The 22,450-nt window shown below is 39.6% G+C and carries 19 protein-coding genes, 2 tRNA genes, 1 other RNA gene and 1 pseudogene; 10 read left to right on the top strand and 13 right to left on the bottom strand.

Annotated features, from left to right (window positions below; genetic code table 11):
- Positions 1–45: 45 nt before the first annotated feature.
- Positions 46–1,272 (bottom strand): diaminopimelate decarboxylase, encoded by a 1,227-nt coding sequence (lysA, locus tag H3V01_RS09540; protein WP_198186655.1) that lies wholly within the window; start codon positions 1,270–1,272, stop codon positions 46–48.
- On the bottom strand, positions 1,265–1,435 hold the full coding sequence (gene lptM / locus H3V01_RS09535) for an LPS translocon maturation chaperone LptM (protein WP_078474526.1): 171 nt from the start codon (positions 1,433–1,435) through the stop codon (positions 1,265–1,267). The genes lysA and lptM overlap by 8 nt, the downstream gene beginning before the upstream one ends.
- Before the next feature lie 132 nt (positions 1,436–1,567).
- On the opposite strand from lptM, the gene cyaY reads away from it, so the two are divergent.
- Together cyaY and H3V01_RS09525 are read left to right on the top strand one after the other, a co-directional pair.
- Positions 1,568–1,891 carry an iron donor protein CyaY gene (cyaY, locus tag H3V01_RS09530; RefSeq protein WP_078474527.1) on the top strand — a complete coding sequence of 108 codons (324 nt, stop codon included), beginning with the start codon at positions 1,568–1,570 and terminating at the stop codon, positions 1,889–1,891.
- A gap of 22 nt (positions 1,892–1,913) precedes the next feature.
- Entirely contained in the window at positions 1,914–2,813 is a 900-nt protein-coding gene (locus H3V01_RS09525; RefSeq protein WP_084547970.1) for a LysR family transcriptional regulator, read from the top strand.
- 242 nt (positions 2,814–3,055) lie between these two features.
- On the opposite strand, the gene H3V01_RS11180 is transcribed toward H3V01_RS09525, so the two are convergent.
- From H3V01_RS11180 to H3V01_RS09510, 3 genes are read right to left on the bottom strand one after another with little or no spacing between them, the layout of a single operon-like run.
- The gene (locus H3V01_RS11180; protein WP_198186654.1) at positions 3,056–3,439 is read right to left on the bottom strand and encodes a pyridoxal-dependent decarboxylase; all 384 of its coding nucleotides are present in this window, start codon (positions 3,437–3,439) and stop codon (positions 3,056–3,058) included.
- 46 nt (positions 3,440–3,485) lie between these two features.
- Positions 3,486–4,112, bottom strand: coding sequence for a pyridoxal phosphate-dependent decarboxylase family protein (locus tag H3V01_RS11175; protein WP_198186653.1), 627 nt, complete (start codon positions 4,110–4,112; stop codon positions 3,486–3,488).
- A complete protein-coding gene (locus H3V01_RS09510; protein WP_198186652.1) occupies positions 4,096–4,461 on the bottom strand; it encodes a hypothetical protein in 366 nt (121 codons plus the stop codon). The genes H3V01_RS11175 and H3V01_RS09510 overlap by 17 nt, the downstream gene beginning before the upstream one ends.
- 199 nt (positions 4,462–4,660) lie before the next feature.
- On the opposite strand from H3V01_RS09510, the gene thiL reads away from it, so the two are divergent.
- The 3 genes from thiL to H3V01_RS09495 all read left to right on the top strand — a co-directional run bounded on the left by thiL (position 4,661) and on the right by H3V01_RS09495 (position 6,841).
- A complete protein-coding gene (thiL, locus tag H3V01_RS09505; protein WP_198186651.1) occupies positions 4,661–5,623 on the top strand; it encodes a thiamine-phosphate kinase in 963 nt (320 codons plus the stop codon).
- A complete protein-coding gene (locus H3V01_RS09500; protein ID WP_370570131.1) occupies positions 5,607–6,158 on the top strand; it encodes a phosphatidylglycerophosphatase A family protein in 552 nt (183 codons plus the stop codon). The genes thiL and H3V01_RS09500 overlap by 17 nt, the downstream gene beginning before the upstream one ends.
- Positions 6,159–6,289: 131 nt before the next feature.
- On the top strand, positions 6,290–6,841 hold the full coding sequence (locus tag H3V01_RS09495; protein ID WP_198186650.1) for a ZapG family protein: 552 nt from the start codon (positions 6,290–6,292) through the stop codon (positions 6,839–6,841).
- Between the two features lie 68 nt (positions 6,842–6,909).
- Here the strand turns inward: H3V01_RS09495 and H3V01_RS09490 are convergent, their stop codons facing one another.
- Positions 6,910–8,328 (bottom strand): 3'-5' exonuclease, encoded by a 1,419-nt coding sequence (locus H3V01_RS09490; protein WP_198186649.1) that lies wholly within the window; start codon positions 8,326–8,328, stop codon positions 6,910–6,912.
- Positions 8,329–8,565: 237 nt separating this feature from the next.
- On the opposite strand from H3V01_RS09490, the gene H3V01_RS09485 reads away from it, so the two are divergent.
- Together H3V01_RS09485 and H3V01_RS09480 are read left to right on the top strand one after the other, a co-directional pair.
- Positions 8,566–8,642: transfer RNA gene (locus tag H3V01_RS09485), tRNA-Arg, on the top strand.
- Positions 8,643–8,649: 7 nt separating this feature from the next.
- Positions 8,650–8,724 (top strand) — tRNA-Glu (locus tag H3V01_RS09480).
- Positions 8,725–8,829: 105 nt separating this feature from the next.
- Here H3V01_RS09480 and H3V01_RS09475 read toward each other — a convergent pair.
- The 3 genes and pseudogenes from H3V01_RS09475 to H3V01_RS09465 form a co-directional block, all read right to left on the bottom strand.
- On the bottom strand, positions 8,830–9,558 hold the full coding sequence (locus H3V01_RS09475) for an SIMPL domain-containing protein (protein WP_198186648.1): 729 nt from the start codon (positions 9,556–9,558) through the stop codon (positions 8,830–8,832).
- Between the two features lie 118 nt (positions 9,559–9,676).
- Positions 9,677–9,774, bottom strand: an RNA gene (ffs, locus tag H3V01_RS09470) — signal recognition particle sRNA small type.
- 295 nt (positions 9,775–10,069) lie between these two features.
- Positions 10,070–11,306 (bottom strand): annotated as a pseudogene (locus tag H3V01_RS09465) (DEAD/DEAH box helicase); the annotation flags it as partial.
- Positions 11,307–11,736: 430 nt separating this feature from the next.
- Between H3V01_RS09465 and recA the strand changes: the two are divergent.
- Entirely contained in the window at positions 11,737–12,786 is a 1,050-nt protein-coding gene (gene recA, locus H3V01_RS09460; protein ID WP_025329915.1) for a recombinase RecA, read from the top strand.
- 310 nt (positions 12,787–13,096) lie between these two features.
- Entirely contained in the window at positions 13,097–14,572 is a 1,476-nt protein-coding gene (gene trpE / locus H3V01_RS09455) for an anthranilate synthase component I (protein ID WP_078474534.1), read from the top strand.
- A 135-nt stretch (positions 14,573–14,707) separates the two neighbouring features.
- Here trpE and modD read toward each other — a convergent pair whose 3' ends face one another.
- The 4 genes from modD to lepA form a co-directional block, all read right to left on the bottom strand.
- Complete coding sequence (modD, locus tag H3V01_RS09450; protein WP_198186646.1) at positions 14,708–15,553, bottom strand: ModD protein; 846 nt, start codon at positions 15,551–15,553, stop codon at positions 14,708–14,710.
- 97 nt (positions 15,554–15,650) lie between these two features.
- On the bottom strand, positions 15,651–17,384 hold the full coding sequence (locus H3V01_RS09445; protein WP_198186645.1) for an ABC transporter ATP-binding protein: 1,734 nt from the start codon (positions 17,382–17,384) through the stop codon (positions 15,651–15,653).
- A complete protein-coding gene (locus tag H3V01_RS09440; protein WP_198186644.1) occupies positions 17,377–19,209 on the bottom strand; it encodes an ABC transporter ATP-binding protein in 1,833 nt (610 codons plus the stop codon). The genes H3V01_RS09445 and H3V01_RS09440 overlap by 8 nt, the downstream gene beginning before the upstream one ends.
- 662 nt (positions 19,210–19,871) lie before the next feature.
- Positions 19,872–21,668: a translation elongation factor 4 gene (lepA, locus tag H3V01_RS09435; protein WP_198186643.1), complete on the bottom strand. Its 1,797-nt coding sequence runs from the start codon at positions 21,666–21,668 to the stop codon at positions 19,872–19,874.
- 134 nt (positions 21,669–21,802) lie between these two features.
- On the opposite strand from lepA, the gene H3V01_RS09430 reads away from it, so the two are divergent.
- Positions 21,803–22,240: a MerR family transcriptional regulator gene (locus H3V01_RS09430; protein ID WP_198186642.1), complete on the top strand. Its 438-nt coding sequence runs from the start codon at positions 21,803–21,805 to the stop codon at positions 22,238–22,240.
- Positions 22,241–22,450: the final 210 nt, after the last annotated feature.

Below are 22,450 nucleotides of genomic sequence, written 5' to 3'. Positions count from 1 at the left end.
ATGACGCTATACTTGTACTTCATTATTATAATAAGTATGGATTATTCATAAGCATGCTGTTTCGGTGGCCAACAGACTGTCAATTGTTTCTCGCTCTCGAATCAGATGATGTTCTGTACCATTAACCAATACCTCAGCGGCACGACAGCGAGTGTTATAGTTGCTTGCCATACTGGAAGCATATGCTCCCGCACTTTGTATTAACAGTAAATCACCTGCTTTAGCTGCAATGGTTCGATCTTTAGCCAGAAAATCTCCGGTTTCGCAAATTGGTCCGACGACATCAGCAACAAATTTATCTGCTGTTGTCGGACTAGCGTTAATAATATTGTGATAGGCGTGATATAGTGAAGGCCGCATCAGATCATTCATGGCCGCATCTACAATCACAAAGTTCTTTTCTTCACCTTGTTTAATGTATTCAACTGTAGTGAGCAAACCGCCGGTATTACCAATCAGACTGCGCCCGGGTTCCAGTATTAATGGCAGGTTACGCCCGGATAACAATTTGCTGACTGCTGCTGCATAAGCATTCAGATCAGGCACATTTTCGTTTTGATAAACAATACCTATGCCACCACCCAAATCAATATGCTCTATCCGGATTCCCAGTTCGTCTAGTTTGTCTACTAGTACCAATAATCGTTGTAATGCTTCGATTAAAGGTGATAAATCAGTTAGTTGTGAGCCGATATGGCAGTCAATTCCTGTAATTTTTAAGTGAGGTAACGTAGCAGCAAGCTGATATGCTGCTAATGCATCCTGACTGGCAATTCCGAATTTATTGGCTTTTAACCCAGTAGAAATATACGGATGGGTATGAGCATCAACATCAGGATTAATACGCAATGATACCGGAGCAATTTTATTCAGACGCTGGGCAATACTATTAATACGTTCCAGCTCAGCCAGTGATTCAACATTAAAACAGCGAATATTGTTTTTCAGGGCAAATTCAATTTCAGTACTGCTTTTGCCCACGCCGGAAAAGATGACCTTATCGGCAGCTCCGCCAGCCAGTAACACCCGTTCTAATTCCCCGCCTGAAACGATATCAAAACCGCAGCCCAGACTGGCAAAATAGCGCAGAATAGATAAATTTCCATTGGCTTTGACTGCGTAACATATTAAAGGTTTTAAATCGGCAAAAGCCTGCTGATAAAGATTAAAAGCATCTGTCATTGCTTTCTGGCTATAAACATATAATGGTGTACCATACTGTGCAGCCAGTACAGAGTAGGGTACTTGTTCACATTTCAGGGAATTAGTCATGTTTAGGTAAATTTTTCTGATCAATCGGATCAATAGTCAGTCCGGTTTGTACAGGTCCGTATTTAGCTTTATCTCCCTCTTTTGGCAAATAAAGATCACCCTTATAACCACAGGCCGCTAAACAACTGGTTGCAATTACAGTTAAAAAGAAGAAACGAAACATTAATCTGACCTATTGTAGTTAAGCTGGCAGTGAACAGCTGTACTGCCAGAACGGATAAAACTAGGATTTAAACATATTATATGGCAAGATAACAGTGTGAATGTAATAAAATGCAGGGGTATGGTAAGTAAGATGACCGAAAGTGAATTTTTGCAATATAGTGATGATTTGTTTGGCTATATTGAGGAAAAAATAGATGAGGGCGGTTGGGATCTCGATTGTGAAGCTGGCGGAAATGTACTCACAATTGAAGCAGAAAGCGGTGAGCAGATTATTGTAAACCGGCATGCTGCCACTCAGGAATTATGGATAGCGGCAAAAAGTGGCGGTTATCATTTTGCCTGCAAGAACGGTCAATGGCTTTCAGCACGGGATGGCAGTGAATTTTTTGCGGTTTTAAATCAGGTGCTGTCTGCCGCCTGTGATGATGACGTATCTATTCCGGTTTTGAGCTGATTTCTGATATGGGGAAATAGTGATGTTGCATACCTTGATTAAACATGATTTGAAGGCTTTACAGGCATTTGTGGCCATTGTTGAATGTCAGGGTGTGACTGCTGCACAGAAACGGCTGAATATGTCACAATCGGCAATCAGTATGCATTTGGCGCATCTGGAAGAAAGTCTGGGCGTGATATTATGCCGGCGCGGTCGTTCCGGTTTCGGGCTGACTAAAGCCGGACATCAATTATATGAAGCTTGTACATTACTTTTACAGGCAACATCTGAGTTTCATCGGGAAGTACAGAATATTAAATGGCATCGTTCTGTGCTTTCCGGTAAGTTGCGAATTGGCTTAGTTGAGTATTTACCACCTGATTTTCAGCGTATTTTTAATCAGGTCATTGCCAGTGCCTATCAGCATTATCCGGAGCTGCGTCTGACTATTGATATTTGTGCGCCACATGATATCGAAACCGCTATTGCCAATAATCAGATGGATTTTGGTATCGGCTATTACTATAGCCTGCTGAAAAATTTGCAATATCAGATAGTTTTCGAGCAGCGTGAGCATGTTTATTGTCATGCAGAACATCCGGCTGCAAAAGTTAAGGATTTAACGTTAAATCAGCTTGCTGAAGAATATCACTGGGTAAAACGTACCTATGCTGATTTTCCGGCTAATGCCGGCTTTTCTGCCGGAGTAACTACGGCTACTGCAGATAAAGAGCGGGCAACATTGTTGTTTATTCTCGCAGGCAGCCATCTTGGTTTTTTGTCACAAGACATGGCTGAGCCTTATGTTCGTTCAGGTGAACTGGTGCCATTACTGGCACAGCAGGCGACTAATATAGTAAATCATTTTGCTGTTACCCGCCCTACGCCTGATCCACGGGTAAACTGGTTTCTGGGAGAGTTAAGCGGTCTGTTGCCTTAAAGCAGTTAAGAACGAAGTATCCCTTTAAATTAGATAGCTAGCCGAAAAAATTACAAAGCAATAAATAATAAGTGAATTTTTATTCAAAATAAGTATTTAAACAAAAATAGAAGACTGATAAACGCTTAACCAATAATATGTATAACTTCTAAAAGAGATAAACATTTTTATAGGTTAAATGGGATTAAAAACGAATTATGTATGGTTTTTGTCCTAGGAAAAAATATTTATCTCTGTATAGATTATTTACTATTGATAATGTTTTCAATTAATGAACATACTAACTTAATATCTTCACTGGTAGTACGCCAGTTTACAAATGCTGCACGTATACCTTTTTCATGATTAAAAGTGGTTGGTGTCATAAATACAAGGCCGGTTTTATTTAATCTTTGCAGAAATTCAGCGGTATCGCATGCAGCAGTAACTTTAAAGCAGACAATATTTAAACGTACTTCAGCCAATAATTCAAAATGGCTGCTTTTACGTATATAGTTACCAAATTCTTGAGCCAGCTCAATAGAATTATCCACAATATACCGATACCCTTCTCTGCCATAGGCTAACAGGCTGAACAATACTGGTAATGCTTTTAGTCTTCTGGAATTTTCCGGCAAAATATTCATAAAGTTAAAATTTTCCAGATAAGGAGCACTGCTGTTTTTAAACTGGTTAAACTGTAAGCTGAAATACTCTTTTCCGTATAAAAAAGCAGGCATTTTCATAAGGTACGTTTAACCATTTATGGCAATCTATGGCAATGCTGTCAGCCATTTCCCAACCATTGAGTAAATGCGGATAGTGTGAAGAGCAGGCGGCAAATGCTCCAAAGGCGGCATCAATATGTATCCAACAGTTATAGCTATGCTTCAACTCCATAATTTCCGCAATAGCATCAAAATCAGCTGTATTGGCTGTACCCGCATTTAAAACCAGAATAAATGGCTGATGTTTGAAACGATCTTCAATAAACAGTTTTAATTCGGCTACGTTAATGGCTTCACGCTGATTTGAAAGAGTAGGAATGGTAATTAAGTTATTTCTGCCTAAACCAAGCATAGCCAATGATTTTAATACTGATGAATGAGGGGTAGCCGATATAACTGGCAGTGACAGATTTATTAAACCATCAGCAGCAATATCCTGTTTAAACTGAGTGCCATACCATTGTCTGGCCACAGCCAGCGCAGAAAAATTTGCCATGGTCGTGCCGGTGACAAATCCGCCGGTAAATTCCCTTGGCAGATTGAATAAATCCAGTAATAAATCAGTTGTGTGAATTTCAATACGTGCAGACACATTCCCCTCGCCGCTGATAGCCTGAGTATTCTGATCGTAAATAGTGGCCCAGAATATCGCCTATTATTGCAGCCGGTGTACTGCCTCCGGTTACATACCCCCAATATCTGGGACCTCCTGAAGCAACAATAAACTCTTTAAACTGAGTATTAAATTGATTTAAGGCCGCTAATCCGCCATTACCTTGTTCGGGTAGATTTAGTTGCGGCAAACTATTTTGCTGTTGCTGAGTTAATTGGCAACATGTTGGCATACTGTCGAGGTTGTTTAGAAAGTCGATAGATTGATGAAAAGTATTTTCTAATAATTCATGGATGGCAGTTAAATCGTTGTTTAATATTTTATTCATATATATTTATTGTATGGATTTATCTTGAATTGATTGTATAACTTTTTAATTATTGGAGAAATTTATTTTAAATCTAAGCAATGATATCTTTAGATAAGGCAATATAAATCTGCCTGGTTATGGTAATAGACTTTTCTGGAAAGATTCAGGCAGACATCTTAAAATCTGAATCTGATTTGTATTCTAAAGTCTGTCTATCGTGAATGAATTTGATTTTATTCGTCAATATTTATATCGTCAGCAGCAGGATGAGCAACTTATTCTGGGTATTGGGGATGATGCCGCTATTATAAGACCTCGTAGTGGCTATGATCTGCATTTCAGTACTGATATGCTGATAGGCGGAACACATTTTTTTCCGGATGTTGCCCCGGGAGATCTGGCGCATAAAATACTGGCTGTTAATTTGTCGGATATGGCTGCTATGGGAGCCAGTCCGCGCTGGGCATTGCTTAGTGTGGCACTGCCTGAGCTAAATAAGGAATGGTTAACAGCGTTTTGTGATGCTTTGTTTGCTCTTGCTGCGCGTTTTGGGGTAACACTGATTGGTGGTGATACCACTAAAGGTAACTGGATATTTAATGTTAATATTATTGGTGAAACACCTAGAGGACAGGCTTTGCGGCGTGATGCCGCAAAAATCGGTGATGATATCTGGGTATCCGGTCAGTTGGGGCTGGCTGCCGCTGCATTGGATATGCACTGGGGAAAAGTAAAATTACCCGCAGATGTATATAAGACGTGTGAACAGAAACGTCTGCGTCCGGAACCGCGGGTTGCACTAGGAAGACAGCTGCTCTCCCTTGCGCATGCTGCGCAGGATATTTCTGATGGTCTGGCTCAGGATATCGGACATATTCTGGCTGCGAGTAAGGTGGGTGCACAGTTGAATGTCGATGCTATTCCCGGCTTACAGATTTTACGGCAGATATCTGATGATGAGCAGCAATTAAGGCAATGGATGCTGGCCGGAGGTGATGATTATGAACTGGTATTTACTGCATCTCCTGTACAACGTGAAGCAATTTTAACCGCAGCTCAGATTACTGTTACACCGGTAACACGGATTGGTGCTATTACTGCATCAGGACTATTGCAGTTAAAAGATAATGCGGGCAATATTATCAGCTTATCTAAACAAGGATTTGACCATTTTGGCTGAACAAGATTTGACTACAGCACCGGTAACACCTACCTGGGGCTGGTTGTGCCGGCATCCGGTATGCTGGCTGGGTTTTGGTTTTGGTACAGGATTAGCGCCGAAAGCACCCGGTACATTCGGGACGCTACCAGCCATTCCATTGGCCGCATTATGGCTTATGCTGGGATTACCTCTATGGCTGAATATCATTTTTGCTTTGTTGCTGTTTCTGGTTGGTATATTTATTTGTGATTATACTGAACAAGCATTGCGACGGCAGGATTATGGGGGCATAGTCTGGGATGAAATTGCTGCTATGATGCTGATTTTATTTTGTATTCCGGCAGGATGGATATGGTGGCTGGCTGCTTTTGTTATTTTCCGTTTCTTCGATGCTGTAAAACCATGGCCTATTCGTTGGTTTGACGCCCGGGTACACGGCGGTTTCGGTATTATGCTGGATGATTTGATTGCAGCAATTTTTAGTTTACTGGTGTTATTACTGGCCGGATACTGTATATCATCTTATGATTCAATCTTGAATATATTCAGATAAAATTGCATAAAACAGTTAAATCTTTAATCAATAATAATCTGGAATGCGTTATGCTATGCTAACCATAATGATAAAGTAATCTGCATGGGGCTGATGTCAGATATGATATTCAACAGGAAAAGGAAAACAGCATGAGTGGTCAGATTTGGTTGTATGTATTAATTGCTGCCATAATCGGTTTGGTGCTTGGTATGGGGCTGATGTGGCTGTTATTGCGGCGCAGTAGTCAGAATCAGCAATATCAGTCAGTTAAAGCCAGCTTTGACAGTTATCGTCAGCAGGTAGACCAGCATTTTATTCATACTGCCAGTGCTGTAGATGAGTTAAATCGCTGCTATGAAAAAGTATTGCAACAACTCAATATTGATGCAAAGCAATTGATGGAAAAAAATACTTTGCAGGAACTACTACAGAAACGTGCTAATAAAAGTGTCACTTTGGCATTTATGACCAGTTCAGAAAATAAAAATCCGCACACAGATGCGGATTCGACCTTGCCTTATACTGATGTGATGCAAGCGGCCGTTATCCCAATTAACGGCATGCCGGATCAGGTACCTGATCGTATCGGTCCTAACGTGATACATAGCCACGAGCAGCTGACACATCCTAAAAGCAAAAATACTACACGTGACGGTGGGTCAACAGAAAAATCAGTTGATCTACAACAGAGTAAATCCTGATTAGGGTTTAATGCATTAAAAAATCAGGCTGTAGCAAAATTTTTGCTACAGCCTGATTTTTATTTTAATTAGCGTATAAATTCGATATTTTCCGGTTTTTTCAATCTCTGTTTAAGTAGTTTAGGTAAAAGAGGATGAAAATACCAGTGCTGATCATCCAGCCGGATACAGCCTGCCTGAGCCTCAATCGTCACATTCGTATCAGTTACGGCATCTGTTTCAGTAACACGTATCTGATGCCATTTTCCCCAGTCACAAACCGGTAACAATGGCGCATATTGCATAACTTTGTCATTTTGGTCAGCCATAGCTGTTTCTTTACGGCAGTGACCATCACATAAATGAGCAGCCTGTTTCGGACAAGGCTCATGAGTGCTGATGCTTTGCGGCAGAATATCCAGTACCGCTGGGCACAGATCATAGCGGTGTGCCCAGTCAGATAATGCACGTTTTGCTGCACGCGGATGAGCAAATAATCCGTAAGGCGGATGTCGCAATATTTCTTCCTGTAGTCGAATAATTCTTGCCTGTAATTGTCCGCGCTGATTGGCTACAAAAGAAACCGTATACCAGTTAGCAGGTGAGGAAGATTTGGATAAATGTGTCTGTGTTTGTGGGTGTAACTGATAGTAACCATATAGCCATAATGCATGCAAAGAGCTGACTGCGGGAATAAAATTAATTTCTGTAGTATTTTTCCAGTAGCTTTGTGTATTTTGGCGCTGAAATTGTATACATATATCGGTAAAAGCCCGTTCCACTATCATTAAAGATTCAGGCTGATTCGGAGAATGTTGTAACAGAAGCCCGGAGCTGTCTGGCAGGGCATATAATTGCTGACGTAATTCAGGTTTAAGCCATGCAGGGAAATAACCCGGTTTAATCATTGCCCGCCACTGAGACTGCCAAAGGGCATTATCATGCTCACGCAAGCTGCGCTGTAAAAACTCAGTTAAAGCAAGAACGTCACCCATGGCACGATGGCGGTCGGCTGCGTTCAGATCAATTTCGAAACGCGCAATAATGGCATCCAGATTATGTTTGAAATGCTGCGGGTATAATTTGCGTGAAAAGGGGACTGTATCAAGTGTTGGTGCTGCAAAATTAATATTATTGCGTGCAAAAGCATGACGCAAAAAAGTGTAATCAAAGCGACTATTATGTGCGACCAGAAGGTGCCCGCGCAGTAAAGGTAGAAGCTCACCTGCAATGTCGGTAAAGCTCGGTGCATTCTGCACCATTTCGTTACTGATACCTGTTAACTTAGTAATAAAATCGCTGATGGGTTGCTGCGGATTAACCAGCCATTGATGTCGGCTGATACAACCCTGATGAAAACGTAAAATAGCGATTTCAGTAATCCGATCCTTAGCGAAATGGCCACCGGTGGTTTCAAGATCGACTATGGCAACAGGCAGAGGCAGCGTACAAAAAACCGCTGCCAGCTCGGCAAATGCAGCGGCGTCATCGTTGGTAACAATACTCATGACGCAAATAATTAACGCTTAAAAAATAGTCATTTTATACTAAAATGCAGGTTATGGAATAATGCCTTTATACTAAGAAGTTTAATGAATTTATATAAACACTATCTATACAGGTCTCCAGAATTTAAATATGAATTTATCTGTCGATAAAACAGTATATTGCTTAATATTGCTATTTTTTAATTATGACTGGTCTTGACAGTAATGCCGATGTTACCTATACTGCACATCTTTCTCGCACCCGTAGCTCAGTTGGATAGAGTATCTGGCTACGAACCAGAGGGTCGGGCGTTCGAATCGCTCCGGGTGCACCAAGTTTCCGCGCCCATCGTCTAGCGGTTAGGACATCGCCCTTTCACGGCGGTAACCGGGGTTCGATTCCCCGTGGGCGTGCCAGTTAATAATAAAAGCCAGCTTTTTAAGCTGGCTTTTATTTTATCCAGATTTCTGTTCAGAATTCATAAATTTATTAAACTAATTTAAGTAAGAGTGACTGGTTTTTTATTCAGGTAGTCCGGTTATCTGAATTTTTCCATTAATGTTTAATGTGAGGCAAGTTTCACCGGCTGCAATATCCTGAACCGGAGCAGAGCCGGCTGTACGGCTTAGCATCATAGGTTGAGCATAGGCTGCATAATTCTGGGTAGGCTGGCTATTGCCTAAATTTATATTCACTATTTTGTATCCATGACCGCCTAGTTCATGAGTAATTTGTGTTGCACGCTCCTGAAAACGGGCAATGGCCAGTCGGATTAATTTTGTTTCATAGTTTTTCAGTGTTGTATCCGCAACCTGATAATTTATAGCTTCAATGATTGCCAGACGCTGTACTGTAGCAGCGAACTGATTTAAAGCCGCTAAATTTGTACTTGTAATCTGTATCAGAGCACTGTCCTGCCAGCCATTATCGATGCGTTTATCTTTTTGATAATCAAATCTTGGCTCAACCGCACGCGTTAATTGTGTGGTATTAAAATCAGCATGCCGGTGTGCATTAGCCAGAATCTGATTCAGTTGACTGGTAACTTTATTGCTGATCTGTTGTCTGTCCGCTCCCTGTTGCTGAATCTTCAATACCAGCACCATTTCATCCCGGGTAACGGTTTGCGACGCCTGTGCACTCAGCTCCACTACACCATAATTTAATTTTATTTCTTCTGCCAGACTGCTACTTGTTGAATATACAGATAGTAATACTATGATGATATATGAAATAAAGCGGCGGTTCATTGTACAAACCTTTGTCACAATATAATTAAAGCAGATTAGCAAGGTGACAGATTAAATACAATAATTATTTGATAATAATGGGAAAAGATGAGGAATATACAGAGAATTTAGAAATAAGGGTGGCGAGCCAAACCCCCGGCACTGGTCGCTTTAAGATGGGCTGCTTGCTTCCGCACCTGACCCGTTGTCCTAAATAACCATGCGGGGAGACCCGCCACAGCGCGGTATTATACCGGTAGTTGGACTAATTCCCAACTATTTTCTTAATTTTAATACAAACAAAAATAGCTATTATTAAAACAATAGCTATTTCAAATAATTAATCGCAAAAATTAAAGGCTGATTTTGGTTTTACGTACACCATAATCCGGTTGAAGCAGAGCGCATTGCGGATGATTATGACGGCTGAAACGGCGCGCACGTCCCGGAATTTGCTGACAGCTGACACTTACGTCATTACTATCCTGAGTTCTGCCTGTCTGATTATTTGCATTAGCCTGATTGGCTTTAGCTGCTCGTTCGCGCTGACGCGCTTTATCACTCTCAACTTTAACCGAAGAAGTCTGTGACGCTTTATTTTCAGCGGGTGCCTGTTCCCACCAGCGCGGTTCAAAGCCTTCAATGCGTTCAATTTGCAGGTTATTCTGAGTTAATTCTTTTATTGCATTAAATACCTTTTGTTCCTGCTCATCCATCAGGGAAATAGCTACCCCTTCAGCGCCGGCACGACCGGTACGCCCGATACGATGTACATAATCTTCGGCATTCAAAGGTAGCTCATAATTGATGACAAACGGAAGTTCAGCAATATCCAGACCGCGTGCCGCTACATCCGTAGCCACCAGAACACGCAAACCGCCTTCCTTGAATTGTGCCAGTGTTTCCAGACGTGTTTGCTGGGATTTATCGCCATGAATGGCTTGTGCACTTATTCCGCGGCGGTTCAATTCGCGATTAACCTGATCAACACTTTGCTTAGTATTACAGAATACAATTACCTGATTCATGTTCAGATCACAGATCAGCCGCTGCAGAAGTGAACGCTTGCGTCCGTTATCCAGTGCAATAATATGCTGTTCCACATTGGCAGAAGTGGTATTTTGTGCCGCTACCTGAATTTTTTCCGGATTATGCATAAAATCCTGAGCGAGCCGCTGAATGGCAGGTGCAAAAGTTGCTGAAAACAGTAAAGTCTGACGCTGTGATGGCAGCATTTGCATGATTTTGCGGATATCGTCAATAAAGCCCATATCGAGCATTCGGTCTGCTTCATCCAGAACCACAATTTCCACTTTGTTTAGCTGGATATTTTTTTGTTGTACGTGGTCAAGCAAACGTCCTACTGTGGCAATAACAATCTCGCAGCCCTGACGTAAATCCTGTTTCTGAATCTCCATATTCATCCCGCCAAACAGCACAGTCTGGCGTAAAGAAAGATTTTTCAGATAACCCTGTACATTCTGATCAATCTGGTCAGCCAGCTCACGAGTTGGTGTCAGTACCAGCATACGCACAGGATGCATTGCCGGAGATGTACTGGTATTAGCATAGCGTTTCAGTCTTTCCAGACTTGGCAGCATAAAGGCTGCAGTTTTTCCTGTGCCTGTTTGTGCGGCAGCAAGTAGATCCATACCTGCCAGTGCTTTCGGAATAGCCGCATACTGTATAGGTGTAGGTTCGTGATAACCCTGTTCTGTTAGCGCAGAAACAATTTCCTGAGATAAACCCAGGCTGGCAAAAGCATTCATTTTGACAACCTCCAGTTGTTGTCTGCAAATACATACAACTGTTACGAATTGGATAGAATAGATGACTGTTCAAATATCATTATTTTTAGAAAAGCACCATAACGGCAGATGGTAATCATTGATGTTATGGTTATTGTGACAAAATAGTCACTAATGTAAACCAATAGTGTATCATCTTTATCAACCCGTTATAAACCTGACTGCTATCTGGCTAAAATTAAATAAAAATTCGTAAATTAGCATTTGAATGAAGTCATTACAGCTTTGTATAACCTTTTGCAGACGGGCATTCCACTACTCAGTAACAAATAACAAAATCGTATAATTCAAATAGATAGCATAAATAAGCTTTTGCTAAACATCTAATCATAGGCTTATGAGATAATTAACTTTATTAAGTTAATCATACAGTACAAGCGAGCATATCAATATGTCAGATGAAAAAAGCAAGGCTTTGGCTGCGGCACTGGCGCAGATAGAAAAGAATTTTGGTAAAGGTTCCATCATGAAAATGGATGGCAGCCATACCGATGAAAATCTCGAAGTAATCTCTACCGGTTCACTCGGACTGGATCTGGCTCTGGGTGTAGGTGGTTTACCACGTGGTCGTATCGTAGAAATCTACGGACCGGAATCTTCCGGTAAAACAACGCTGTGTCTGGAAGCCATAGCACAGTGTCAGAAAGATGGTGGTGTATGTGCATTTATCGATGCCGAGAATGCCTTTGATCCGATTTACGCCCGTAAACTTGGGGTAAAAGTTGAAGAATTACTGGTATCACAACCTGACACCGGTGAACAGGCTCTGGAAATTTGTGACATGCTGGTTCGCAGTGGCGGGGTGGACATGGTTGTTGTTGACTCGGTTGCAGCTCTGGTACCCAAGGCTGAAATTGAGGGCGAAATGGGTGACAGTCATGTCGGCTTGCAGGCCCGTCTGATGAGTCAGGCTTTGCGTAAACTCACTGGTAACATCAAAAAAACCAATACTCTGGTTATTTTCATTAATCAGATTCGTATGAAAATCGGTGTCATGTTTGGTAATCCTGAAACCACTACTGGTGGTAATGCACTGAAATTCTACTCATCTGTACGTCTGGATATCCGTAAAATCGGCCAGATTAAAAAAGGTGATGATGTCATTGGTAATGAAACACGCGTTAAAGTAATCAAAAACAAAGTAGCTCCGCCATTTAAACAGGCTGAGTTCGATATTTTGTATGGCGAAGGTATCAGCTGGGAAGGTGAGTTGATTGATATCGGCGTTAAGCTAGGCATTGTTGAAAAATCAGGTGCATGGTACAGCTACAATGGCAGCAAAATAGGTCAGGGTAAAGACAATGTACGTCAATGGTTGAAAGATAATCAGGAAATAGCCGACGAAATTAATCTTAAAATTCGCAATAAAGTAGGTATCACTGCTCAGAATACCGAAGGGCAGTTGGATGATACTGATGGTGAAATGCCTGCCGAAGACTAAACGGGTCTGTTTTAAAAAGCTGCTTAGCTACACTAAGCAGCTTTTTTATTAGCTTATATGAGTTAAAAATCGACTGGAAAATTCTGGATAGTATATAGTTAAAAAGAAGGTAATTGCTTATGGAATAAGCAATACCATTGATAATACGGAAATGAGTTGCAGAGTCAGAGACCATTCCATTACTTCAGATATGCATCTGATAAATGCTTTTAAAGCGGATTTAAGTTATGATGTTGAAAGGGAAAATAGTACTATTTGTAAAAATTTCCAATCAGAAACCACACCTTTTAAACAACACCAAGCATAAATCATGATCACTTTAGCTGAATATCAGCAACAAATGACTGCCGGCTATACTCATATTCCATTAGTACAGGAAGTGCTGGCAGATATGGATACACCATTGTCACTTTATCTGAAACTGGCAAATAAACCATTCAGCTATTTGCTGGAGTCGGTAGTAAATGGTGAGCGTTTTGGTCGATATTCTTTTATCGGTTTGCCCTGTGATACCTATATTAAAATATCCGGACAAAACACAAGGGTATACCAGAAAAATCAGCTAATAGAAACGCATCAGGGTAACCCGCTGGAATTCATTAAAACATTTCAGAACAGATATAAAACTCCTGATATTCCTGACCTGCCAAGATTTACAGGCGGATTGGTAGGTTATTTCGGATATGAAACCATTTATCACTTTGAACAGATAGCCCACCGGCTGAAGCAGGCAGACAAACCTAATCCGATTGGCGTGCCCGATATTTTTCTGCTGCTTTCCTTAGAGCTGGCGGTTGTGGATAATTTATCAGGCAAAATTTATCTGATTGTTTATGCCGATACCAGTAAAAAAGATGGTTATCAGCAGGCCAGAGCACGTTTAGAAGAGTTACGCACCGCGCTGCGTCAGAGTGTGCAGTTGCCATTGTCACTTGGCAGTGAATTAACTGAGCCAGTGGAAGAAACTGGCGAAGAGCAATATAAAAATTATGTTAAACGGGTGAAAGAGTACATTCTCAATGGCGATTGTATGCAGGTTGTCCCCAGTCAGCGTCTGAGCATGCCTTTTTACGATAATCCATTGAGTCTGTACCGTGCTCTGCGTACTTTAAATCCTTCCCCTTATTTATTTTATTATCATTTTGACGACTTCTATGTGGTGGGGTCTTCTCCGGAAATTCTGGTAAGACGTGAACAAAGCAGCGTTACCGTACGTCCTATTGCCGGAACGCGTCCTCGGGGCAGAACACCAGACGAAGATCAGGCACTGGCACAGGATCTGATAAATGATCCCAAAGAAGTGGCCGAGCATGTCATGTTAATTGATCTTGGACGCAATGATGTCGGACGCATTAGTAAAATCGGTCAGGTAAAAGTTACCGATAAAATGATTATCGAACGCTATTCTCATGTAATGCATCTGGTATCCAATGTTGAAGGTGAATTACAGGATGGAACATCGAATCTGGATGTACTGGCTTCCACCTTTCCGGCTGGTACGCTTTCAGGCGCACCAAAAGTGCGTGCTCTGGAAATCATCGAAGAACTGGAGCCAAACAAACGCGGTGTTTATGGCGGAGCAGCCGGTTATTTGAGTTTTTCCGGAGATATGGATTTATGTATCGCTATTCGTACTGGTGTTGTCAGAAACAATACACTATATGTACAAAGTGGTGGCGGTATCGTCTTTGATTCAGATGAAGAGCTGGAATGGCAGGAAACTCAAAATAAAGCCAGAGCAGTAATCAGAGCGGCGCATATGGTGCAGCAGGGTCTGGATAAGTAAAGCAGATAATTAGTTACTTACAATTAACTATGGTTGATGCACTATTGTTTATAACTATTCCATCAACCATAGTTAATGTCGTCGCCAATACTATGCAGTAAACCATCAGCTAATCATTTAAAACACAAATCAGCATTAAACAGGTTTCAATTTCACTTTAATATCTGCCGGCGGGGCATAATAGGGCGCAGAGGTAACCAGTAATTGCGCTCCCGCACGAACATATTCCGCTATATTTAATAAAGTAACGCCACCGGCAGCAGACAATAAACTCATTGGCGCTAATATTTGCTGTTTTGCTAACACCATTGCAAATTCTTCCGGCGTAAATTTATCCAGCTGTACAATATCTGCCTGTGCTGCCAGTGCTGCGAAAGCCTCTTCGATATTATCTGCTTCGACAATAATTTTCTTTTCCGGCGCAGCATACTTTAAACGCGTTACCATAGCAGCCCAATCATCCGGCTGTGCATAAAAATGGCGGTGATTGGCAAACAGCAAAACAGACTCAGCTGTGCCGGCACGATGTAATATTCCTCCGCCATCTATTACAGCCGCAATAGCCAGAGATTTCGTACCGGGAATACTCTTACGCGTGCAGGAAATTTGTACCAGCGGATTAATCTCATGTGCGCTTGCCAGCATTTGCGCCATATATTGTGCTACACCACTGCACCATTCCAGTACATTCTGTGCCACCTTCCAGCCCTGATGCAGATTTTCAGCTTGACCAAAAGCGGTTAACAGCACGGTTTCAGTATTAACATCAGTACCATCTTGTTCTTGTATCACTACTTCCAGCCCAAGCTTCTGCAACAGCCTGGCTGCAATGGCCACACCACTAACCCTGCCAGCTTTCTGGCGACAGAATGTCATTTTTCCAGCCTGCCGGCCAAAACCTAAAGCACGGGTGGTTAAATCACCATAAGCGATATCATCGAGTAATAGTTTATCCAGCTCAGCATCAGATAAATAAAACATGGTATTTCCCCGTTAAATGAATGACTGCAACCTGCGCCTGTTTCTTATCAGTTATGTCGCTATAACATATACCGATAATTATGAGAAAAATAATTAATCAATAATTAACAGATAATGCTTGTTTTTGAAAACTATAAAGCTTAGTAAATAAACCATTATTGTTCATCAAGTCTTGGTAATTACCTTGTTCCGCAATTGAGCCTTTATCCAGAACAATAATATTATCCGCACCAATAATCGTTTTTAAACGATGAGCAATAACGATTACAGTCCTGTCTTTGACCAGACTGGCGATTGCCTCCTGAATATAAATCTCATTTTCAGGATCCAATGAGGCGGTAGCCTCATCAAGCAAAATAATAGGAGCATTTTTTAATAATGCTCTGGCAATTGAGATTCGTTGCCTTTCACCGCCCGATAATTTACTGCCGTTTTCACCTATTAAGGTATTCCAGCCATCAGGTAATCGGGCAATTAGTTCATCACATCTGGCTATTTTAGCGGCAAGTTTGACTTCTTCATCAGATGCATTATGCCTTCCGATGCGAATATTGTTCATAATCGTATCATCAAACAATACCACCTGTTGGAAAACAAAAGCCATTGAATGCATCAAGGTTTCAGGGTCAATTTGCTTAATATCGAGATTACCAATGGTAATCCTCCCCGAATTTACATCCCAAAAGCGTGCAATCAATTGCAATAAAGTACTTTTACCACTACCTGATGGTCCAACTAATGCTGTCATTTTTCCTTCTGGAATAGTGCAGCTTAAATTATTAATAACGTTTATTTGATTGTAGGAAAAATTAACATGATCAATATTGATAGTATGATTAGCAAAAGTCACATCTTCTTTTCCTTCCATAATAGACTCAGATTGTAAACTTCTCATTCTATCGATGGAAACAAGCATATAAAACAGCTCGGGTAATAATGTCAAAATAGAAATCAGAGGGCTATAAATTCGTGAACTGATAATAACAAAGGCAATAAAAGTAATTGGATTTAAGCTGCCAGAAACCATCAGTGAAACACCGAGTAAAACCACTATGCCTAAACCGACTTGTAGTGTCATGGTAGACAAAGTGACAATAATTCCTCCTATTCCTTCAAACTTAATTGATGCCCACATCATTTTTTTAAGGGCTTTATCCAGGCGTTGGAATTTTTTACCACTTATTCCGTAACCTTTGATAATTTTAATACCATCCAGATATTCCTGAATTTCGTCGGAAACAATTAATTTAGCCTGAACATGTTTTTCACCAAATTTTTGTTCAAGTCTTTTACCAATAACAACAATAATAATAGAAATCGGCAGAGTACAAAAAATAGCACCAGCCATCCGCCAATCATAAAATGCCAATAAACAACAAGTTATCAGGCTGCTGATTGAATAACCGATTAATTGGGGTATCACATGGCTAAGCATGTTCTCAATAACGGCACAATCACCCATAATATTAGCCGTAAGTTCAGAAAGATCTTTTCGGTTGAAAAAACTAAGCGGTAGTTTGCGGATTTTTTCAGCAACTTCAATTCGGGTATTGGCTGCCTGACTAACAGCATTAGCATAAGTTTTTTCATATTCTCTTTTATAACAAAATAAGAATAATAAGGCTGAAACTACGCCTGCTCCCGCCATAATCCATAAGTAATTTATATTTACAGGAATTTGGTCAGTTAATGGCTTAATTAGCAGGATAATTATCTGTAATAAAATGACAAACGGTAACATTAATGTCAAATTAGAGATGATACAGGCGATAATAGCTTGATTAAGATTTTTATTCTCTGCATCAGACAACATCAATAATTTTTTAAACATATGCCACCTCATCATCTTGACCAGACTGATACATTTGCCAATTTAATGTTTGCTTATAGTATTGCCACATTTTGTAATAGGTATGATGCTTATCAATTAGCTGCTCATGCGTTCCTTTTTCAACAATTCGACCTTTATCTAATACCACAATTTGATTTGCATCTTTTATTGTTGATAAACGATGAGCAATCATAATAACGGTTTTACCCTGCATCAAAACTTTCAAGGCAAGCTGAATTTTGTATTCATTTTCAGGATCAGCAAAAGAAGTGGCTTCATCAAGAATTAAAATAGGTGAGTTTTTTAATAATGCGCGGGCGATTGCTAAACGTTGCATTTCACCGCCTGAAAGATGCAGTCCTTTAGTACCTATTACCGACTGATAGCTGTCTGGCAGCTTTTCAATAAATTCGTGACATTGTGCAGCTTTAGAGGCGGCAATAACTTCATCTAACCGGGCATCGGGTTTGCCGATTTTAATATTATCTAAAATAGTTTGTTTAAAGAGAAAAACATCCTGAAACACAAAACTCACTAACGACAATAAATACTCACTTTTCATTTGCTTAATATCTACACCACCAATCGTTATCGAACCTTCATCAGGATCAAAGAAGCGGGGAATAAGCAATGAGACTGTACTTTTACCACTGCCGGAAAGCCCAACCAGAGCAGTAGTTGTTCCTTGTTTTGCCGTAAACGAAATGTGACTTAGCGCATTATTCTCTGACGCCTCACTACCCTGAATCTTATTGTAGGCAAAAGTGACATCATTAAAACCAATATCATAACGATTTACTTCTAAACCAGATTCGGGTTCAGCTAAAGGTTTTACGTTTAAAACACTATCCATATTTTCAACGCTTTTAACTGCTTTTTGAAGGCCTTGAGAAACATACATCAGTTTTAAAAAAGGCGCTGGTAATGCCAGTGAGAAAATTAAATAAAAAATAGAAGCTAAGATAAAATTTGCATAATTATCTACAGAACCGAGTAAGAAAATTATTACCGGGAGAATAAAAAGATAGATGTTATTTAATATCAGTAGAAAAAATGCCATATGATATTTAAAACAATCAGTAAACTTAAGGCAAAATACTTGATACGCTTTGATTGACTCATAAAAGCGTTTAAATGAGAAAAAAGTTTGATTGAAAGCTTTTACAACAGCAATACCACGAATATATTCAACTGAAGCATTACTCATATCAATGAGTCGATTTTGAAACTCCTGCATATGGTTTTTAATATCTTTACGACGGTAGCCGCTTATCAAAACAATATAAGCCAAAATAATGGGTACCAGCGTTGCCAACCCTAAACGCCAGTCAAAAACAGCTAAAATAATTAAAATGATAATCGGAGTCGCAAACGAACCAACCATATCAGGGAGTTGATGAGCAATAAAAATTTCTATCTTTTCAATATCATCATCAACGATTTTTCGTAACTCTCCACTCGAATGTTCAGTATAAAATCCTAATGGTAAATATGATAAATACCGAACGAAATTATATTTCAAATAGTAAAGCGTTTTAAACGCAGCAATATGCGAGAAGCAGAGTGCAAGGAAATTAAAAAATAGCGACAATGCAGCCGCAATAAAAGCCAGCCAACCATAATGAATAATAAGGCCGTTATTTAATACGTGCTTATCGGCTAAACTCATTATTATTTCGTAAACAATATAATAAACCGAAATAAAAGGGATAAAAGCAGTAGCAACACTTAAAACTGAAAATAAACAAGATAAAATAATTAAAATTTTATTTTTAAAGGTGAGTTGCCAAAGTCGAGAAGCAGGACTGTTATTACACGGTTTCATTAAATGAGTACCTTATTAAAGTAATAATAATCATTATCATTTATAATGTATAAAATAACAATTCTTTTTATAAAAAAAACAATATTATGGAGTGTGTTAATAAAATAGTAGGCCTTTAGTGCAACAAATTTTGCACTGGGCCATGATTTTGAGCTGATGCGTGACCACAATGGAAAAGATTGCTCTACTTCTTAAAACTATCTTAATGACGAACAGTTGATTAAATAATTAACTCAGTTAAATTATCGAGCAGAGTTTTTTATTGCATTATGAGAATTTATTTTGATCTCGTTAGAAAATAGATTTCTAACTGGAACGAGAGGATATATTAAAAGTTGTACTACGATATTCAATGAACTCTATTTGATTAATTCATGACAATTTATTTTGTTTTTAGTTGTCAATAATTCCTAATAAAGATAACAGATTGCCAGTGATGTTCTTATTTTATAAGCTATATCTATCTGGTATATAACCATTGATAATTTTGTCGTATATAACCTTTACCTGAAAAGGATATCTATCTAAATGAAATTCAGGTACAAAAAATGTAAGCTAAAACAGTTAATACTCAAAGTATTATTTTAATAGCTGTAGAAAAATTAAGAGGGTATAGAAAAAGCATACCCTCTTAGCTTTAAATTGACAGAGATAAATACTTATCAGCTAATATCCAGCACCGCATGGAATGCAGCTTGAGGAATATCTACACCGCCAAACTTACGTTGTCTGACTTTATTATCTTTTATATTTTTAGCAATTTTTCTCTTTTTGGATAGAGAGCCGGAATATCCTTTTCCGGTTACGCTTTTGCGTAAGGGCGGAATATCCTCACGCGCAATAACTCTGTTTTCAACCACAGACTGAACTGGCATGGGATATAACTTGCGCGGAATCACGTGCTTCATTTTCAGAGCTATTTGCTTACCGCGTTCAAAACTACTGCTGCGCGGTAAAATAAATGAAAATGCATCTACTATTTCATCATTCAGCCAGATATCCATTTTCACTAGATCAGATGCAATATAACATCTGTCGCGGTAATCAACTGAAGCATAACCATGCGTGATGGATTTTAATGAATTGAAAAAAGTATAGGCAATTTCAGAAATCGGCAGTTTAAAAAATAGTTCCGCCATTTTGTTATTGAGGTAGGTCATATCAACGAATATACCTCGCTTTTCCTGGCACAGATTCATAATTTCGCCAATATTTTCCACAGGAATAATAATGGCTGACTCGATAAAAGGTTCTTCAATGGAAGCTATTTTTTCAAAACTCGGTAACAATGTCGGATTATTTACCGTTATTACCTGGCCATTCGTAAGCGTTACCCGGTACTCAACACTAGGAAACGTAGAAATAATTTCAATACCATGCTCCCGTTCTAGTCTTTCCTGAATAATTTCCATGTGCAAAATGCCTAAAAAGCCACATCGAAAGCCACTGCCAAGTGCCAGAGAATTTTCCTGTTGATAAACAAAGGCCGAATCATTCAGAGCCAGTTTTTCTATCGCATCGCGCAGCTTTTCCTGTTCCTCATTTTTAATAGGAAACAAGCCTGCATATACCATGGGTTTAACATCTTTATATCCGGGTACAGGCGGAGTGTCTGGTGCATTAATATCAATTAATGTATCACCAACTTTCACATTGGACACCACCTTTATATTAGTAGAAATATAGCCTACCTCGCCCGCAACAAGCGTTTCAACAGACCTCATTTCAGGCAAAAATACACCAATCTGTAATGCTTCAAACTCCAGTTCACTTTTGATCATTTTAATTTTCTGACCAGTAGTCACCGAACCATTGAAGATACGGACATGCAGAACTACACCACGATACATATCGTAATGCGAATCAAAAATTAAAGCCTGAAGAGGACGATCCTGCTCACCACTAGGTGCCGGTATTTCTTTAACAATAGCATTCAGAATATTATCGACTCCGGCCCCTGTTCTTGCCGAAGCCAATATAATATTGTCCAGATTAATCCCATCCAGCTCTTCGAGCTCTTTGGTAACACGTTCTACATCAGCATTTGGCATATCAATTTTATTGATAACCGGAATAATCGTTAAATTCTGTTCCTGCGCTAATTTTAAATTAGCAATAGTCTGAGCCTGCACTCCCTGTGTGGCATCAACCACCAATAATGCCCCTTCACAAGCGGCTAAACTGCGGGAAACTTCATAGGCAAAGTCAGTATGACCGGGCGTATCAATCAAATTAAGTTCATACTCAGCTTGATCTTCGGCTTGATAGTACATACGCACAGTCTGGAGCTTAATAGTAATACCGCGCTCTCTTTCAAGCTCCATATTATCTAATAATTGCTCTTTCATTTCTCTTTCGCTGACCGTTTTTGTCATTTCAATTAACCTGTCAGCCAGCGTAGATTTACCATGATCAATATGAGCAATAATACAAAAATTTCTAATATTATTTAGGTTCATATTCCCATTCTTTCAGATTTTATTCATTTAATAGACATTAAATGTAATAATTAGAGTAACTCGAAGTCAAGCTTAATATCCCGTCTTTACTAACTGTTATATTTTGTTGATTTATAAAACTAAAGAGGTGAAAAATGGTGGATTTACAGGATTGTATTTTATCAATAGCCAATAATGGACAGTTAAGCCTCAAACCTAAATATTCTGTAACCGAAGCGGCCCAAATTCTTGGATTATCAGCACATACTCTGCGCTATTACGATTCCCTTAATCTATTCCCATTCTTACAGAGAGATCAGCATGACAAAAGATTTTTTTCAGATGCAGATTTACAATGGGCAAAATTAATCGAGTGTTTACGCAATGCCAATATGTCTATAAAAGATGTTCAACACTATGTAGAGCTCTGTTTGCAAGGAGACAAAACGCTGGATCAGCGGCTGAATATAATTAGCCAGCAAGAGCAAAAACTGCTCGAAACCATGGAAACATTAAAAAAGCAAATAGCATTGTTGAGATTTAAAAAAGAATACTATGAAAATGCTAAACTCAAAAAAGACCCGGATAAATAGTACAGTCATCTAGTCACAAGTAGAAGGAATAGAGGGTATAAACAAGTCAACATCCCAATCGGCAGATAGTGGAGTCAAATAAAACCGCAAAGACTGAGTCAAAGGCACCAAAAATAAACACAGATAAAACAGTTGAATGAGAAGAAAGTTAAAAATAAATGCAGGCAGGAGTTGACAGGGGATTTGTGGAGGCGTATAGTTCGCCTTCTT

Source organism: Snodgrassella sp. M0351 (genome assembly GCF_016100575.1).
GTDB lineage: Bacteria > Pseudomonadota > Gammaproteobacteria > Burkholderiales > Neisseriaceae > Snodgrassella > Snodgrassella alvi.
The sequence above is the reverse complement of the archived record's forward strand: the minus strand, read 5'-3'. Positions and strand labels throughout refer to the sequence as shown.

What these genes read in the sequence shown, in the direction of transcription:
- H3V01_RS09510 (WP_198186652.1), bottom strand. Translation starts at nt 4,461, where the DNA reads ATGAATAAAATATTAAACAACGATTTAACTGCCATCCATGAATTATTA.
- recA (WP_025329915.1), top strand. Translation starts at nt 11,737, where the DNA reads ATGTCAGATGAAAAAAGCAAGGCTTTGGCTGCGGCACTGGCGCAGATA.
- H3V01_RS09430 (WP_198186642.1), top strand. Translation starts at nt 21,803, where the DNA reads ATGGTGGATTTACAGGATTGTATTTTATCAATAGCCAATAATGGACAG.
- H3V01_RS09490 (WP_198186649.1), bottom strand. Translation starts at nt 8,328, where the DNA reads ATGAGTATTGTTACCAACGATGACGCCGCTGCATTTGCCGAGCTGGCA.
- lepA (WP_198186643.1), bottom strand. Translation starts at nt 21,668, where the DNA reads ATGAACCTAAATAATATTAGAAATTTTTGTATTATTGCTCATATTGAT.
- lysA (WP_198186655.1), bottom strand. Translation starts at nt 1,272, where the DNA reads ATGACTAATTCCCTGAAATGTGAACAAGTACCCTACTCTGTACTGGCT.
- H3V01_RS11180 (WP_198186654.1), bottom strand. Translation starts at nt 3,439, where the DNA reads ATGAATATTTTGCCGGAAAATTCCAGAAGACTAAAAGCATTACCAGTA.
- H3V01_RS09445 (WP_198186645.1), bottom strand. Translation starts at nt 17,384, where the DNA reads ATGTTTAAAAAATTATTGATGTTGTCTGATGCAGAGAATAAAAATCTT.
- H3V01_RS09440 (WP_198186644.1), bottom strand. Translation starts at nt 19,209, where the DNA reads ATGAAACCGTGTAATAACAGTCCTGCTTCTCGACTTTGGCAACTCACC.
- cyaY (WP_078474527.1), top strand. Translation starts at nt 1,568, where the DNA reads ATGACCGAAAGTGAATTTTTGCAATATAGTGATGATTTGTTTGGCTAT.
- modD (WP_198186646.1), bottom strand. Translation starts at nt 15,553, where the DNA reads ATGTTTTATTTATCTGATGCTGAGCTGGATAAACTATTACTCGATGAT.
- lptM (WP_078474526.1), bottom strand. Translation starts at nt 1,435, where the DNA reads ATGTTTCGTTTCTTCTTTTTAACTGTAATTGCAACCAGTTGTTTAGCG.
- H3V01_RS09475 (WP_198186648.1), bottom strand. Translation starts at nt 9,558, where the DNA reads ATGAACCGCCGCTTTATTTCATATATCATCATAGTATTACTATCTGTA.
- H3V01_RS09525 (WP_084547970.1), top strand. Translation starts at nt 1,914, where the DNA reads ATGTTGCATACCTTGATTAAACATGATTTGAAGGCTTTACAGGCATTT.
- trpE (WP_078474534.1), top strand. Translation starts at nt 13,097, where the DNA reads ATGATCACTTTAGCTGAATATCAGCAACAAATGACTGCCGGCTATACT.
- H3V01_RS09495 (WP_198186650.1), top strand. Translation starts at nt 6,290, where the DNA reads ATGAGTGGTCAGATTTGGTTGTATGTATTAATTGCTGCCATAATCGGT.